This window comes from Stenotrophomonas sp. STEN054 (genome assembly GCF_056854535.1).
The window spans coordinates 83186-97750 of sequence record NZ_JBXFWG010000001.1 but is presented as its reverse complement, the minus strand read 5'-3'; the positions used below and the strand labels follow the sequence as shown (position 1 = coordinate 97750).

The 14565-nt window shown below is 67.0% G+C and carries 9 protein-coding genes; 3 read left to right on the top strand and 6 right to left on the bottom strand.

What is annotated here, in order from left to right:
- Positions 1–81: 81 nt before the first annotated feature.
- Both AC1VXD_RS00375 and AC1VXD_RS00370 read right to left on the bottom strand, forming a co-directional pair.
- Entirely contained in the window at positions 82–1290 is a 1209-nt protein-coding gene (locus tag AC1VXD_RS00375) for an NAD(P)/FAD-dependent oxidoreductase (protein ID WP_482990338.1), read from the bottom strand.
- Positions 1291–1299: 9 nt separating this feature from the next.
- On the bottom strand, positions 1300–1794 hold the full coding sequence (locus tag AC1VXD_RS00370; protein WP_482990337.1) for a lipocalin family protein: 495 nt from the start codon (positions 1792–1794) through the stop codon (positions 1300–1302).
- A 186-nt stretch (positions 1795–1980) separates the two neighbouring features.
- Between AC1VXD_RS00370 and AC1VXD_RS00365 the strand changes: the two genes are divergently transcribed.
- Both AC1VXD_RS00365 and AC1VXD_RS00360 read left to right on the top strand, forming a co-directional pair.
- Positions 1981–2229, top strand: coding sequence for a hypothetical protein (locus tag AC1VXD_RS00365; protein ID WP_079223952.1), 249 nt, complete (start codon positions 1981–1983; stop codon positions 2227–2229).
- Between the two features lie 222 nt (positions 2230–2451).
- Entirely contained in the window at positions 2452–4848 is a 2397-nt protein-coding gene (locus AC1VXD_RS00360; protein ID WP_482990419.1) for a DUF3772 domain-containing protein, read from the top strand.
- A 693-nt stretch (positions 4849–5541) separates the two neighbouring features.
- Here AC1VXD_RS00360 and AC1VXD_RS00355 read toward each other — a convergent pair.
- Together AC1VXD_RS00355 and AC1VXD_RS00350 are read right to left on the bottom strand one after the other, a co-directional pair.
- Complete coding sequence (locus AC1VXD_RS00355) at positions 5542–7647, bottom strand: phosphoglycerol transferase I (RefSeq protein ID WP_482990336.1); 2106 nt, start codon at positions 7645–7647, stop codon at positions 5542–5544.
- 232 nt (positions 7648–7879) lie between these two features.
- Entirely contained in the window at positions 7880–9523 is a 1644-nt protein-coding gene (locus AC1VXD_RS00350; RefSeq protein WP_482990418.1) for an ABC1 kinase family protein, read from the bottom strand.
- Positions 9524–9748: 225 nt separating this feature from the next.
- Between AC1VXD_RS00350 and AC1VXD_RS00345 the strand changes: the two genes are divergently transcribed.
- On the top strand, positions 9749–10675 hold the full coding sequence (locus tag AC1VXD_RS00345; RefSeq protein ID WP_482990335.1) for a DUF808 domain-containing protein: 927 nt from the start codon (positions 9749–9751) through the stop codon (positions 10673–10675).
- 215 nt (positions 10676–10890) lie between these two features.
- Here the strand turns inward: AC1VXD_RS00345 and AC1VXD_RS00340 are convergent, their stop codons facing one another.
- Entirely contained in the window at positions 10891–11931 is a 1041-nt protein-coding gene (locus AC1VXD_RS00340; protein WP_482990334.1) for a fimbrial protein, read from the bottom strand.
- Positions 11922–14495 (bottom strand): fimbria/pilus outer membrane usher protein, encoded by a 2574-nt coding sequence (locus AC1VXD_RS00335; protein ID WP_482990333.1) that lies wholly within the window; start codon positions 14493–14495, stop codon positions 11922–11924. Before AC1VXD_RS00335 ends, AC1VXD_RS00340 begins: the two co-directional genes overlap by 10 nt.
- Between the last annotated feature and the right edge of the window lie 70 nt (positions 14496–14565).

Here is a 14565-nt window from a genome sequence, read left to right as displayed (position 1 = left end):
CAGGCCGACGCTAACAGGCGTTGCTTGAATGATGCCTGTCGCCGCCGGCTTGTGGTAGATCCGGGCCAGGCCCGGATCCCCTTAGACCCGGTCGAACCCGAAAAGATCCTGCAGCGGGTGCCGGCGCCGCTCGATCCGCGCCCGCAGCAGCCCGGCACCGATCATCGAGTAGGTGATGCCGTTGCCGCCGTAGGCCATGGCCAGGTGCACGCGCGGCCCCCGCTGCGGGTGCGGGCCGAAGAACGGCAGGCCGTCGGCGGTCTCGGCGAAGGTGCCCGCCCATGAAAACGCCGGGGTCGGGTCCAGCTGCGGGAACCAGTGCTGCAGCTGCTTCATCAGCTGCCTGGCCTTGCCTTCCACCCGGCGGTCGCGGCGCGCCGCGATGTCGATGGCATCGTCCAGCCCGCCCACCAGCAGCCGGCCCTCGCCGGTGCTCCGCAGATATAGGTACGGGCGCGCGCTTTCCCACACCATCGTGCGCTGCAGCGGGCCCAGCACGTCGGCATCGATGGGGTCGGTGATGAAGGCGTAGCTGCTGCGGTTGCGCGCCACCCGCTGGTCGATCCAGCGCTGGTTCGCGTAGCCCATCGCGAGTACGACGTGGCGCGCACGTATGGTGGCCCCCGCCTCGGTACGTGCGGTCACGCTGCGCGAGGTGGCATCCAGGCTGTGCAGCACCGTGCGGTCATGTACATGGCCGCCGCGACGGCGCACGCGCTTGAGCAGGCCATAGGTGAGGCAGTAGGGATCGACCCGCGCGGCCTGGCGGGTCAGCAGCGCGCCACCGGCGTCCACGCCGAAGCGCTGCTGCAGGTCGTCCGGCTGCAGCCAGCGGGCGTCCAGTCCGGCCTGGCGGCGTGCGGCACCCTCGGCCATCAGCACCGGCACGTCGCGGTGGCGGCTGGCCAGATAGAGGCTGTCCATGCGCTGGAAATCGACGTTCTTCAGGCCGCGCGCCACTTCGCCCAGGGCCGGTATGGCCTCGGCGCAGGCGCGGTAGGCCAGTTCGGCGGCATCGGTGCCGTACTGGCGTGCCAGGTCCAGCAGGTGGGTGTCGATCTCGTACTGCAGCAGGGCAGTGCTGGCGGCGGTGCTGCCCCAGCCGATGTCGCGCTGCTCGATCACCGCGACCTCGTGGCCGTGGCCGGACAGCTCATCGGCGATCAGCGCGCCGGTGACACCGCCGCCCACGACGAGGACATCGCAACGCAGGTCCTGCTGCAGCGGCGGGAAGGCCTGGATCAGCCCATTGCTCACGGCCCACCACGGGTAACCGCTCTTCAGGTCCATGGGATGGGCTCAGGCCGTCGGATTGCCGGTATGCGGGGTGTGGATGAGTTCGGACAGATCGAAGCCCTGCAGTCGGGCCGACGCCAGATAATGTTCCTGCACGGTGGTGTCCAGCTTCGCCTCGCGAGCCAGCAGCCAGAGGTACTTGCGGTCCGGGCTGCCGACCAGCGCCACGCTGTAATCGGGGGCAACCTGGATCACCCAGTAGTCGCCCTTGGCGAAGGGCAGCCAGCGCAGGCCCTTGGGCAGGAAGCTGACCTCCAGCCGGGCTACATCGTTGTCCACGGCGCATGCCTCGCCGGTGGCTTCCTCGACCTCGCCGTCCATGCGGCAGCGGTTGGTGACGCCCAGGTTGCCGTTTTCCAGCAGTTCGTAGTGAGCCGACACGTCGGTGCAGCCCTCCGGCTCGTGGCGCATGGGCAAGCGGGCGATCTCGTACCAGGTGCCCAGATAGCGGGGCAGCTTGAGGTCGGCGACGGTCTTCAGCGGCGGGTGGTCGGTCATCGTGTCCAGCGTCGTGGAAAGGGTGTCCCACCATGCCGTTGGGTTCGCCACGGGCGAGTGAAGCCGGGGCGAGCGGCACGTCCAGAACAATGCGTCGCCCGTGCGGCGGCGCAGCTGTCACCGGTGCAGCGCTATCCTTGCGTCAGCGCCGGGTTTTTTCCCCATACAAGTGAAGTGGAGGTGCCGATGTACCAGGTGATCCTGTTGAAGAGTGAAACCGCGTTTGCCCGCGAGCAGTGGCCGCAGGTGGATGACGTGGTGGATTACGAGGGCGTCAGCTACAGCCTGCGTGCGGGCCCGCGCCAGCCGCTGCCGACCGACCACGACTGGCACCCCATAGCCGTGTACGCGCCGGATGAGATCAGCGAAGAGGAGTTCCAGGATTGGTACGCGCTGCAGCAGCCGCAGGTGGAAGAGCTGCGGTTGAAGTACTGAGGGCTGGGGGTAGAGTCGACCGTTGGTCGACTGCTTCAGGCGGGACATCCTGAAAGCCCCGCGCTGCGCGCGATGGTCGACCAACGGTCGACTCTACCCCGTTCGGTGTTGGCGTGGCCGTCCATCCGGCCTTTACCAGCCGTGCCGTATAGTCGCGCGCAGGCGCGGTGGTCCGCGCGAACCGGTGTGGCTGGCTTGCTTTCCTTCTTCCGAACGATCCTGATGCGTGGCCCGTCGCTGGCGCTGCTGTTGTGTGGTGCGCTGCTGCTGGCCGCGCCGGTGCTGGCCCAGGATGACGACCCGACGCCGAAGCAGCAGTTGGCCCAGTTCGATGCCAGCCTGAAGGACGTGGAGCGCAAGCGCGATTCCGCCGAAGCCACCGAAACGCTGGCGATGCTGTCCGAGACCGCATCGCAGGTGCGCCGCGATGCCGAGGCGCTGGGCAAGAGCCTGCAGCCACAGCTGGACCAGCTGGACGAGCAGCTGGCCCAGCTGGGCACGGCGCCGGAGGGCACCACCGAGCTGCCGGAGCTGGCGGCGCAGCGCCGCAACCTCACCCGCCAGCGTGATGCGCTGGCGTCTTCGGTCGCGCAGGCCAAGGCCAGTGCCGTGCGCGCCGGCCAGCTTGCCAACGATATCGAGAAGCAGCGCACCGCGCAGCGTACCGAGGAACTGGGACAGAAGGTCGATTCGCCGCTGTCGCCCAAGCTGTGGCGCAAGGTGGCCAAGCAGCTGCCGGTGGATGTCGCCCGGGTCAGGCCCCTGGCCGCGCAGGGCCGTGATGCCCTGGTGTCCGCCCTCAACAAGGAAGGCTGGGGTACGCCGCTGCTGGGCCTGCTGGCCGCGCTGGTGATGATGTTCCCGCTGCGCCTGTGGCTGCGGGCGCTGGGCCGGCGCTTCGCCGCCTCCGACCGCGCGCCCGATGGCCGCCTGCGCCGCTCCGGCCTGGCCATGTGGCTGCTGCTGGTCGGCACGTTGCTGCCGGGCTACGCGGTGGTGGTGTTCATCGCCTCGCTCAATGCCATCGGCGCTATCGCGCCGCGTCTGCAGACCGTGGCGGAAGGCGTGCAGCAGGCCACGTTCGCCGCCGCCTTCATCGCCGCGCTCAGCGCCTGCCTGCTGGTGCCCACGCGGCCCTCGTGGCGCCTGTTGAATCTGGATGACACCGCCGCGCTGAAGCTGCGCAAGTACGCCTGGGGCGCAGCCGCGCTGGCCTGGCTCAGCACCGTGCTGGTGGCCATCGACCGGGCCACGCGCACCAGCGATGTGACCACGGTGGCGCTGGACGGGGTGATCGCGCTGACCTACCTCGGCCTGATCATGGCGATGCTGGTCACCTTGTCCCGCCTGCACCGCCGCCAGACTGCCGAAGCCGAGGCCAAGCTGGAGGCGCAGGCCGATGGCGTGGGCGCAGCGGTGCCGGTACGTCGCAGCAGCTGGCTGGTGCTGGCCCGCGTGGCCGGCAACCTCGCGGTCACCGCGGCGATCATCGCCACCCTGCTGGGCTACGTGAACTTCGCCAAGTTCGTGAACCAGCAGCTGATCGGCGGCAGCATCGTGGTGCTGGCCGCGCTGCTGCTGTTCAAGTTCGTCGATGACCTGTGCACCTGGCTGCTCAACGCCGACAGCAAGGTCGGCCAGACCATCCTGCTGAGCACCGGCCTGAGCGTGTCGCGGCTGGAGCAGGCCGGCGTGCTGCTGTCGGCGATGCTGCGCACCCTGGTGGTGCTGATCGCGCTGCTGGCCCTGGCCGCGCCGTTCGGCAACGTCGGCACCATCGTCGAGCGCATCGCTGCGCTGGCCAACGGCATCACGATCAACAAGGACCTGACGCTGCAGCCCGGCCGCATCGCCACCGGCGTGCTGGTGCTGCTGATCGGCGTGGGCCTGACCCAGCTGATGCAGCGCTGGCTGACCGACACCTACCTGCCCAAGACCGAGCTGGACCTGGGCGCGCGCAATTCGATCAGCACCATTTCCGGTTACGTCGGCATCATCTTGGTGGGCCTGTGGGCGCTGACCGCGATGGGCCTGGACATGAAGAACCTGGCGCTGCTGGCCAGCGCGTTGTCGGTGGGTATTGGTTTCGGCCTGCAGGCGATCATCCAGAACTTCGTCTCGGGCCTGATCCTGCTGGCCGAGCGGCCGGTGAAGATCGGCGACTGGGTGAAGCTGGGCGACCAGGAAGGCGACATCCGCCGCATCAACGTGCGTTCGACCGAGATCCAGGTGGGCGACAAGTCGACGCTGATCGTGCCGAACTCGGAGCTGATCACCAAGACCATCCGCAACATGACGATGGGCAACAACCAGGGCCGCATCCAGATCCAGTTCGCGGTGCCGACCAGCACCGATGTGGCGGGCCTGAAACAGGCGTTGCTGGATGCCTATGGCGCGCACCAGGCGGTGCTGCAGCAGCCGGCGCCGTCGGTGTTCATCGACAGCATTGGTGGCGGCCAGATCACGTTCAACAGCTTCGCCTACGTGGCGAGCCCGCGGCAGGTGTATGGCACGCGCAGTGATCTGTATTTCAGCCTGCTGCAGATACTGGCCGAGCGGGACATCCCGCTGTCGACCCCGACCGACATCCATCTGGTACGCGACACCCCTCCTGAGTAAAGGGGGGGCTTTTTGCAGGGCTTGCAGCCCTGCACCTGCCGAATCAACGTCAACGTCAACGGCAGAAGCGGGTATCCGTGGGATGGCGGGGTGGGTCCGGTTGAGGGGGACGCCGTAAATCCATCCATGGGGCTTGGTCGCGCCATCCATGGCGCTCACACCCCCTCAACCGGACCCACCCCGCCTTCGACAGTTTCCTGCGAGCTGTTGGAACCTGCTGCTGATGGTGGTGGATGCCGACCGTTGGTGGGCACGGGGTCGGATATCGATGCCTGATGGAAAAAACGTGTCGACCAAGGTCGACACCTACCAACAGCCTCCGTTACCAGTAGATCACGCCATGCGTGGATGAATTCATTCGATATCTGACTGATGTGCCGACCAACGGTCGGCACCCACCACCAGCAGTTGCCAACAGCCGCGTGAACCTGTCGAAGGCGGGGCACTGTGGGTTTGCGGGGTGTGAGCCGCACGGGCCCGAGGCATGCCTCGGGCGGCTTGGGCAGGACGCCCGACCCCGGCCTTGCCGTGTGCGCAGGACAGCGCACACGAGCTAGCGGCGACCAAGCCTAGATGGACGTATTTACGGCGTCCCCGCACACCCACAGTGCCCCGCCACCCACGGAATCCCGCTCTTGATCCTGCTTCGGCTTCTGCAGGCGCAGGGCTGCAAGCCCTGCTGAAGAAAAACCCTTACCCCCGCGGTCGTGCGCGCGACGGCACCAGCGCAAACGTATCCACCGCCAGCTTCTCGGCATGGTTCAACCACGCCCGGATCTCCAGATCATCCACCTCGTGGTCCAACCCGAACGAGACGTTGATCTTGCCGTCCGCATCCGGCTGCACCCACTGCTGGGCCAGCACCACCTTGCGCTGCGACGACACCGCCTCGATCCAGAAGCCGCGGTCCGGGCGCTGGCTTGCCACCAGTTCCAGCATGTACTGGCCCGCACGGGTGCGGCGGCCCTTCTGGGTGATCATGTGCGCCTGGCGCACGCTCGGGCGTGGGCCCTGGAACGACTCCAGCGGTGCATCCACCGCGATGCCGCCACGCAGGTCGTCATCGCGGAACAGCTTGATGCCGTTGTCGCGGTTCACCAGCAGTGCGCACCAGTCGCCGTCGGCCGAGCCATCCTCGAAGGCCGTGCAGCGATCCACATAGGCCAGCGTGTTGTCCGGGTCGGCATCATCGAACTGGCGCGAGGTGTTTTCCAGATACACCGACTTCAGCGCCCAGTCCTTGTCGTACTCAAGCAGCACCGGCGGCTGCACGTGCTGCAGGCCGACCACCACCTGGTCATCGCCGTCGATCTTCAGTTCGCGGGTCGGCTCGCCCAGCCACAGCGAGCGGGCGAAGGCCAGGTACTGCGGATAGTCGCGACCGCCATCGCGCTGGGTGGCCACGCTGGCGCTGGGCGCGCGCTGGGTGTCGATCAGCGATCGACCGAAGCCCATCGTCTTCAGCTGCGGGTCCAGCAGGCTGAGCAGGGTCGCACCGGAATCCAGCGTAGTGCCGGTGTCGGCCTTCAGCTGCTGCGGGGCAATGCCATCGCCGAGGAACAGCAGCAGGTTCTCGCGCTTCTGCTTCGTCAGGATGTCGGTGAGGTCGTTGGGCATCGCCAGATGGTCCGAGGCGATCACGATCAGCGTGTCCTTGCCATAGGGGCTGGCCTGGATGCGCTGCACCAGCTGCGAGATCAGCCGGTCGCTGCACTTCAGTGCGTTGAGCATGTTGATGTTGCCGTACCTGCTTTCATAACGCTGGCCCTTGCACGCCACCGGCAGATGGCCGGCCGGGTGGTGGGTGTCCATGGTCAGCGTGGTCAGCATGAACGGCTCGCCCTTGCGCGAGAGCTGTTCGAAACGCTGGTAGGCGGTGTCCAGCAGCACGTCGTCATGCACGCCCCACGGAGAGTAATGCACGCGGCCGATCTTCTTCTGCTGCCTGAACCATTCCAGGTCGTGCACTTCATCGAAACCGTGGCTGGCCAGGAACTGGCCTTTGCCGGCGAACCGGCCGCTGGCGCCACCCAGGTAATGGTTGGTGTAGCCCTGCTGCTTGAGGTAGTCGCCCAGGCACACGGCCTTGGGCAGGAAGCTGCCCATGCGATCCATGCTGTTTTCATCGCCCTGCGAGGTGGTCAGCGGCACGCCGCACATCGACGAGACCAGGCCGGCGATGGTCCAGCCGCTGCCTTCGGCCGAGGCCAGCCCGCGCACGTCCAGCGACTGGCTGGCAAGGCGATTGAGGTTGGGCATCAGGCCCGGGAACACGTTCTCATCCAGGTAGGTCCGTTCCAGGCTTTCGCCGTAGATCCAGACGATGTTGCGCGGACGCTGCAGCGACTGCGTCGGTACCTGGTATTCGGGGGCGATGCGGGCGAAATCGACCGGGCGCAGCTGCTGGTACAGGCGCTGGCCATCACGTGCCAGCGGGCTGATCATGAGCGTGGTGATCCACACCACTGCGAAACCGGCGAACCATGCGCCACCGCGGCCCGGGCGGCGCCAGCGCTTCACCCGCGTGGCGAACAGCGGCAGCAGCGACACCAGGACGAGCGCGATGTAGCCGGCGATGTAGCCCTTGAAGTCCGCGATGCCGGCGCCTTCCATGTCGGCGCCCAGGTGGTAGAGCGTTGCGGCATTCAGCCCATCGCCGGACAGCTTGTCGATCAACCACCACGTGCTGAGCAGGAGCAGCAGCAGCGAGAACGCGCCCGCTTTCCACCACACCCACTTAGCGGAGGCGAAGAACAGCCAGGCCAACAGCAACAGCGACAGCAGCAGGATCCAGAGCATAAGCGGCTTCGGCAGTGACAGGAGGTGGTGATGGACGTCGCACCGACGCGTGTCCATCCGACCAGCGCTGCCTCAAGCACAGGTGCATGACAGGCTGATGACCCGATAGTGCATGCACGAACCTGACTGAAATGTTTGTCTGTTACATGAGGTGAAATCGCGCGTTTCAAGTAAAGCCAGCGTGAAAGCTGCTACGCGATTTCATTAAAAAACAGCGCGATTTCCCGCTTTTTCAACGATGCCCGCGTTCCTCACGCGCACGTGCACGCCGATCAAACAGCAAGGCGCTGGTCACGATCCCCAATCCGAGCACCACACCGATCAGCATCAGGAACAGCGCGATGGCCGGATAGCCGAAGATGTGCCAGCCGGTCTCCATCTTCATCATCAACGAGGCGGCCATGATCAACGCTGCACTGATGATGCCGGCTGCCACGCGGTTGGCGATCTTCTGCAGGTTCTCCATCAACCGGGATTCTTCCAGGCCGGTCACCTTCATCTGCAGGCGGTTCTCGGCCAGCAACGCCATGATGTCGGTCAGCTTGCGCGGCCCGTCGCGCAGCAGCTGCTGCAGCTCCATCGCCTCGCTGGCCAGGTTGGGCATTGAGAGTGACTTCTTCAGGCGTGCGCGCATCACGTGCTGCAGCTGTCGTTCGACGATGCGGCGGGTGTCCAGTTCCGGTGCCAGGAGTAGGCACACGCTCTCCAGGTTCAGCAGTGCCTTGCCCAGCAGGCTCAGTTCCGGCGGTGTGCGCAGGCCGCAGGCGGTGGCGATGCGCACCATGTCCAGCACCACCTTGCCCTCGGTGAAGCTGCTGCTGGCCGCATAGCGGGCGATCAGTTGCCCGGTCTCACGCAGGTAGCGCTCCTCGTCAAAGGACTCCAGGCGCGTGCTGATGCTGATCAGGTCGTCGGCCACCTCCTCGCCCCGTCCATCCACTGCAGCGAACAGGATCTTCAGCATGCGCTCGCGCAGACGCGGCGGCATGTGCGCGACCATGCCCAGGTCGAAGATCGCCAGGCGGCCATCGCCGGTCACGCGCAGGTTGCCGGGATGCGGATCGGCATGGATCTCGCCATGCACGAAGATCTGGTCCAGATAGCCCCGGATCAGCGCGGCAGCCAGGGGGTCCATCGGCTGCTCGGTACGCCGCACGGCGGGGATTGCATCGACGCGCACGCCGTTGACCAGTTCCATCGTCAATACACGCTGGCTGCAGTAGTCCCACAGCGGCTGGGGCACCCACAGGCGCTTGAAGGGCGACAGGTGGCGGCCGAAGCGGGCCAGATTCTCTGCCTCGGTTCGGTAGTCCAGCTCCTGCATCAGCGTCTTGCCAAACTCGTTGAGCCAGTCGCGCAGGCGCACGCGGCGGCCAACCTGGGTGAGATGGTCGGCCGCCAGGGCGAAGCTGCGCAGCGCGTCAAGGTCCGAACGCAGCTGCGCGGCGACCTCCGGCTTCTGCACCTTGACCGCCACCAGTCGGCCGTCATGCAGGACCGCGCGGTGAACCTGAGCGATCGAGGCACAGCCCAGCGGCTCAGGGTCGAACGAAGCAAACAGCTTGTTCACCCCGGCGCCCAGTTCCTGCTCGATGACGGCGTGGATGCGCTCGACCGGGATGGGCGCCACATTCTCCTGCATGCGTTCCAGGGCCGTGGCGAACTCGGCCGGGATCATGTCCGGGCGCGTGGAAAGCATCTGCCCCAGCTTGACGAACGTCGGCCCCAGTGCCTCCAGATCGCTGACAAACTGGTCAGGGTTCCCGTCGGCCGGGATATCGGCGTGGGGGCCGGAGGCTTCCAGATTCATCCCGGAAAAAACGCCCGAGTGGCGATAGCGCATCAGCAGGCGCAGGATCTGGCTGCGCCGGTTCATGCCCTTGACCAGCGGGGGATTGGCCGTGGCGGTGGACGGATTGCTCAAGCGGAACTCCTCGGGGCGGTGCGCTGCTCTGGTAGCGCCGGGCCACGCCCGACGGACATGCCCGGCAGAAGGGGGGCCCTGCCAGTGTCCCTGCTGAGGAGTAGGCACACAGTGAACTCGCTTCCGCAGCAGGCACCGGATCAGTCAGAATCCGCTCATCCCTTCTTTGGATCCACCATGGCCGGTGCCAGCCTGTTTGCCCTGCTCGACGATATCGCCACCCTGCTCGACGACGTCTCGATCCTCACCAAGGTCGCCGCGAAGAAAACCGCCGGCGTCCTGGGCGACGACCTGGCGCTGAACGCGCAGCAGGTGACCGGCGTCAACGCCAACCGCGAACTGCCAGTGGTGTGGGCGGTGGCCAAGGGCTCGCTGGTGAACAAGGTGATCCTGGTGCCGGCGGCGCTGGCGATCAGCGCGCTGGAAGCCTGGCTGCACAGCCGCGGCTGGAACGTGCCGCTGATCGTGCCGCTGATGATGATCGGCGGTGCATTCCTGTGCTTTGAAGGCGTGGAGAAGCTGGCGCACCGCTTCCTGCATTCGGCCGATGAGGACGCCGAGCACCAGGCCGAGCGGCGCAAGGCGCTGGCCGACGCGCAGGTGGACATGGTGGCGTGGGAAAAAGACAAGGTGAAGGGTGCCATCCGCACCGACTTCATCCTCTCGGCCGAGATCATCGTGCTGACCCTGGGCGTGGTCGCCACCGTGGCCTTCACCCAGCAGCTGGTGACGCTGGCCGTGGTGGCCGTGGCGATGACAGTGTTCGTCTACGGGTTGGTGGCCGGTATCGTGAAGCTGGATGACGTGGGCCTGTACCTGTCGCGCAAGGGCGGGGTGGTGGCTGCGTTCGGTCGTGGCCTGGTGGTGTCCGCGCCGTGGCTGATGAAGTTCCTGTCGGTGGCCGGCACCATCGCCATGTTCCTGGTGGGTGGCGGCATCCTCGTGCACAACGTGCCGGCGCTGCACCACGCCGTGCAGGGCTTGGGTGGCGAAGGGCAGTGGGGCTGGCTGATCAGTGCTGCAGCGAACATGGTGGTCGGCATCGTTGCCGGTGCGATCGTGCTGGCCGCGGTGAGCGGCATCCAGAAGCTGCGCGGGAAATAACAGCGGTCGCCGGGGGGGGGGGCGGGGGCGCCCCACCCCGCCCCGGGGGGGGGGGGCGGGGCCGCGGGCGGGGGGGGGTCCCCCCCCCCCCCCGCGGGGGGCGGGGGGGGGGGGGCGGGGGCGCGGCCCCCCCCCCCCGCCCCGGTCTCGCCCCGGGCCGCGCGGGCCCGCCCCCGGCCTCCTCCGGGGCGCGCCGCCCCCCCCCCCGCGGCAGGTCAGTTGTAGGTAATGGTGAACGTCGCGGTGCCGTTGGCCTCGCCTGCCCCCACCGTTCCGGCTTGGGTCTGGATGTAGCGTGCGCGCAGCGGCATGCTCATCGACGAGGTACCGGTTACCGTGTCGCCCAGCGTCAGGCTGTCGCCGAAGGTGACGTTCTGCTCGCTGCCGCCGTTGCGGCGCACGATCTGGATGCCGATGCGGGTGGCACTGTTGGTGCCGCTGGTGATGGCCAGCGTGCCGGGCTGGTTGCCACTGGCCGGCGTGGCATCAAGCTGGATGCCGATGGTGCTCTGGTACTGCGCCACGTTGCTGCCCTGGCAGCGCAGGGTGATGTTGAAATCACGATCCACGGCACGCGAGCCCACGCCGGTGAAGGATGAGTTCGGCACGTTGCCGAAATCCACCACGATGTTGCGGCTGCCGGCATCCACTTCGCAGGTGGGGCTGACGACCGTGGTGCCCATGCCGCGGAAGCTGGACGTAAGCACCGGATCCGATGGGCCATCGCCATCCAGGTAGTACGTGGTGAACGGTCCGTTGGGAGCGATCGTGCCGGACCCTGTCTGTGCCGCCGTCTTGATCAGCTCGATCCGGAAGAAGCCGCCCGTCAGCGAGCCGGTTGTGCCTCCGCCGAGGTAGATGGTGTGCGGGTAGTAGGCCTGGATCGTGCCGGAATCCCGATACAGGCGGATGCCCACCCCGTCAACGCCCGTACGATAGACATTCTGGAACCCCGACACGGGCTGGCGCTGCGCCGCGTTGATGAAGGCCCCCATCGCACTGCCCCCACGCCAGTCGCAGCTGACGATGCTGTTCTTCTGCGTGATCGGCACGCTCAGCTGCTTGATCACGCCGCCCACGGGCGTGCTGGGCAGAATGACCACCTGCCCCATGTCCATCTGGACATCCTGAGGCGAGAAGAACCGGGGGTTGCTGAGCTTGCACGACGCCAGCGCCTGACCCGACAACCCCAGGCCCATGCCCGCGGCCAGCAGGCCCATCGCCAGAGTGCCCCGGCGGAACGTCTTCATCGGCATGCTGCCTCCACGGCAATCAATCCGGCAGGGCCGGCCGTGGTGCCCGCAGGCACCGTGTATTCAAGGGTACAGCGCTGGTCGGCGGCAACGCCCCACTCGACCAGCAGCTGGCCGCGGTCGTGTTCGCTGCGCACGTATACGCGGCCACCCTGCCCGACCATGCCCACCGGCTGATCCTGCTCGTCCTTCACCTGCGAGCCGAACGGCAGCGTGCTGCCATCGGCATTGCGGACCTGGATGAGCAGCGCACGGCCCTGGCGCGTATCGAAGCGCAGGTAGCTGATGGCACCGGCATACGGCGCGATCGACTGGCTGCTGCCGTCCAGCTCCACGTCCTGCGACATGCCCTGCGGGTCGAGGGTGACCATATTGAGGCGGTACGGCGAGACATAAGGCACCACCGCGTAGCCACGACCGTCGATGCGCAGGCCAGGTGCGTTGGTGACGCGTGCGTCGCGCGCGCCCTTCGCCTCGACCAGCACCATGGTGTCGCCACGCTGCGGGCTGAAGGTAACGCCGCCGGCGTGCACCACCATGCTGCCGTTGGCGCCCACCGATGCCTGGCGGAAATCGCTGGACTGGCCGTAGGAGCCACTGAGCGATGCATAGCGGCTGCGGTACTCAGCGCTGGCAGTGGCGGTGGATGCGCCGTTGCGGCTGTCCGAGAACGCTGCGCCGTAGGTGAAGTTGCCATCTGCGCCGGCCGCACCGGTCATGCCGATGCGGCTGTTGTCGTAGCCGCTGCGGTCGCGCACGCCGACGTCGGCACTGAAGGACATCGGCTGGCCGCTGCGGCGTCCCAGCGGAACGCTGAGCGACAACAGATACTGGGTGTCGGCCGTGCCGCCGTCGCCCTGCTCGGTCCGCACCGCGGAGATGCCGTAGTTCAGCGAGCGCCAGGCGTTGTTGTAGCCCAGCTGGTACTGCTTGCTGGTGCCAGGGCGATCATAGAAATCGCGCATTGCACCGGTGAGGTACAGCGCGCCCCCCTGCTCGCCCAGCGGCTGGTTCAGGGTCAGCTGGAACTGGCTGCGCTGGCGCCCACGCAGGGCAGGATCGATGCCGCGCGCGTCGTCCTCGCGCGCCAGCAGCGCATCCTGCTGGCTGTAGAAGCCGCCGGTGGAATAGCGGTACGCGGCCAGGGCGAAGTTGGTGTTGGTCTCACTGATGAGGTTGGCGTAGCTCAGGCGCACACTGGCACCGGAACGGCCTGCCATGTGATCGAACTCGGTCCGCGCGTGGGTGACATCGACGGCGAAGGCACCCAGCGGGGTGGCCAGGCCGACGCCATACAGCACCGAGCCGTAGCCCTTGCCCAGCGCGCTGCCGCCATACACGGTGAAGCGGTTGCTGACGCCACGCTGGTAGGTGCCCTGCAGCATCCACGGGTCATCCAGCAGCTGCGCGCTGCGCACCTGGCCGGCGGTGAGCGCGTAGCGCGAAACACCCTGGCGCAGCATCTGCGGCACCGAGCCGAACGGCACCTTGAACGCGCGGCGGCGGCCATCGGCCTCGATCACCAGAACTTCCAGGTCGCCGCCGTAGCCGGTCGGGTACAGGTCATCAATGACGAAGCTGCCCGGCGATACGGTGGAGGAGTAGATCAGCTGCTGGTTCTGCCGCACTTCGATGCGCGCGTTGGTCTCGGCGATGCCGCGCACCACCGGTGCGTAGCCACGCAGGGAATCAGGCAGCATGCGGTCATCGGTGACCAGGCTGATGCCGCGGAAACCGATCGAATCAAACAGTTCGCCACTGGTGTAGGCATCGCCCACGGTCAGCAGGCCGCGCACCTGCGGGATACCGCGCTGGGCGTAGGCAGCGATGCTCTGCCAGTGGCGGCCATCGCCGCTGTTCCAGGTCAGGTTGGAATCATGGCGGAACTGCCAGCCCCCCAGGTTCAGGCCAGCGTTGAGGCCGAGATAGGCACTCTGGTTGCGGCCACCGTCTTCGGTGCGCAGGTCGCTGTTGATGGCATTGAAGCTGTAGCCGACGAAGCCGGCGTTGATGCCGCGGTCCCACAGCGCCGGGCTGACGTAGCCACGCGCCTGGCGGCGCAGGAACACCTGCGGAATGCTCAGGTCGTAGCGCAGGTTGCCGCCGTCGTAGGCGCCGAAGGCATCGGCCATGCGCTGCTGCACCGGGACGCAGGCAGCGGCATCGATAGCCAGTGCAGGATCCTGCTGGGCCAACACGGCTTCGCTGTCCACGCCGAACTCCTCCAGCAACGGCATGCCGAGGCAGGCGTCCACCTTGCCCTGTGCGTCAGCCTTGAACTGCAGGTCGCGGCGGCCCTGCCAGGCGCCATTGACGTAGATGTCGACGCGGTAGGTACCGGCCACCATCGGGTTGCCGTTGGCGAAGGAGGACAGATCCACCTTGCCGGCCTGCCCGGAAAGGAAACTTGAATTGAACTGGGCCTGTTCCGGCACGCGCGCGGTTGCCGCAGCGCTCTGCGCCATCAGCGCCTGCTCGCCGAGGTTGGCCGGCGCCGCCACGGCCCATCCTGGGCAGGCGATACCCGCAGCCAGCAGGTACACAGCCTGCTGAATCGACAATGTCAATCTGTTTCCAATCACACTGACATTCCTTGACGACGGCCGCGATGCAGCCATGACGGAGGGCGCGCTGCCT

Coding starts and splice junctions, on each gene's coding strand:
- AC1VXD_RS00375 (WP_482990338.1), bottom strand. CDS start 1,290: ATGGACCTGAAGAGCGGTTACCCGTGGTGGGCCGTGAGCAATGGGCTG.
- AC1VXD_RS00370 (WP_482990337.1), bottom strand. CDS start 1,794: ATGACCGACCACCCGCCGCTGAAGACCGTCGCCGACCTCAAGCTGCCC.
- AC1VXD_RS00365 (WP_079223952.1), top strand. CDS start 1,981: ATGTACCAGGTGATCCTGTTGAAGAGTGAAACCGCGTTTGCCCGCGAG.
- AC1VXD_RS00360 (WP_482990419.1), top strand. CDS start 2,452: ATGCGTGGCCCGTCGCTGGCGCTGCTGTTGTGTGGTGCGCTGCTGCTG.
- AC1VXD_RS00355 (WP_482990336.1), bottom strand. CDS start 7,647: ATGCTCTGGATCCTGCTGCTGTCGCTGTTGCTGTTGGCCTGGCTGTTC.
- AC1VXD_RS00350 (WP_482990418.1), bottom strand. CDS start 9,523: ATGAACCGGCGCAGCCAGATCCTGCGCCTGCTGATGCGCTATCGCCAC.
- AC1VXD_RS00345 (WP_482990335.1), top strand. CDS start 9,749: ATGGCCGGTGCCAGCCTGTTTGCCCTGCTCGACGATATCGCCACCCTG.
- AC1VXD_RS00340 (WP_482990334.1), bottom strand. CDS start 11,931: ATGCCGATGAAGACGTTCCGCCGGGGCACTCTGGCGATGGGCCTGCTG.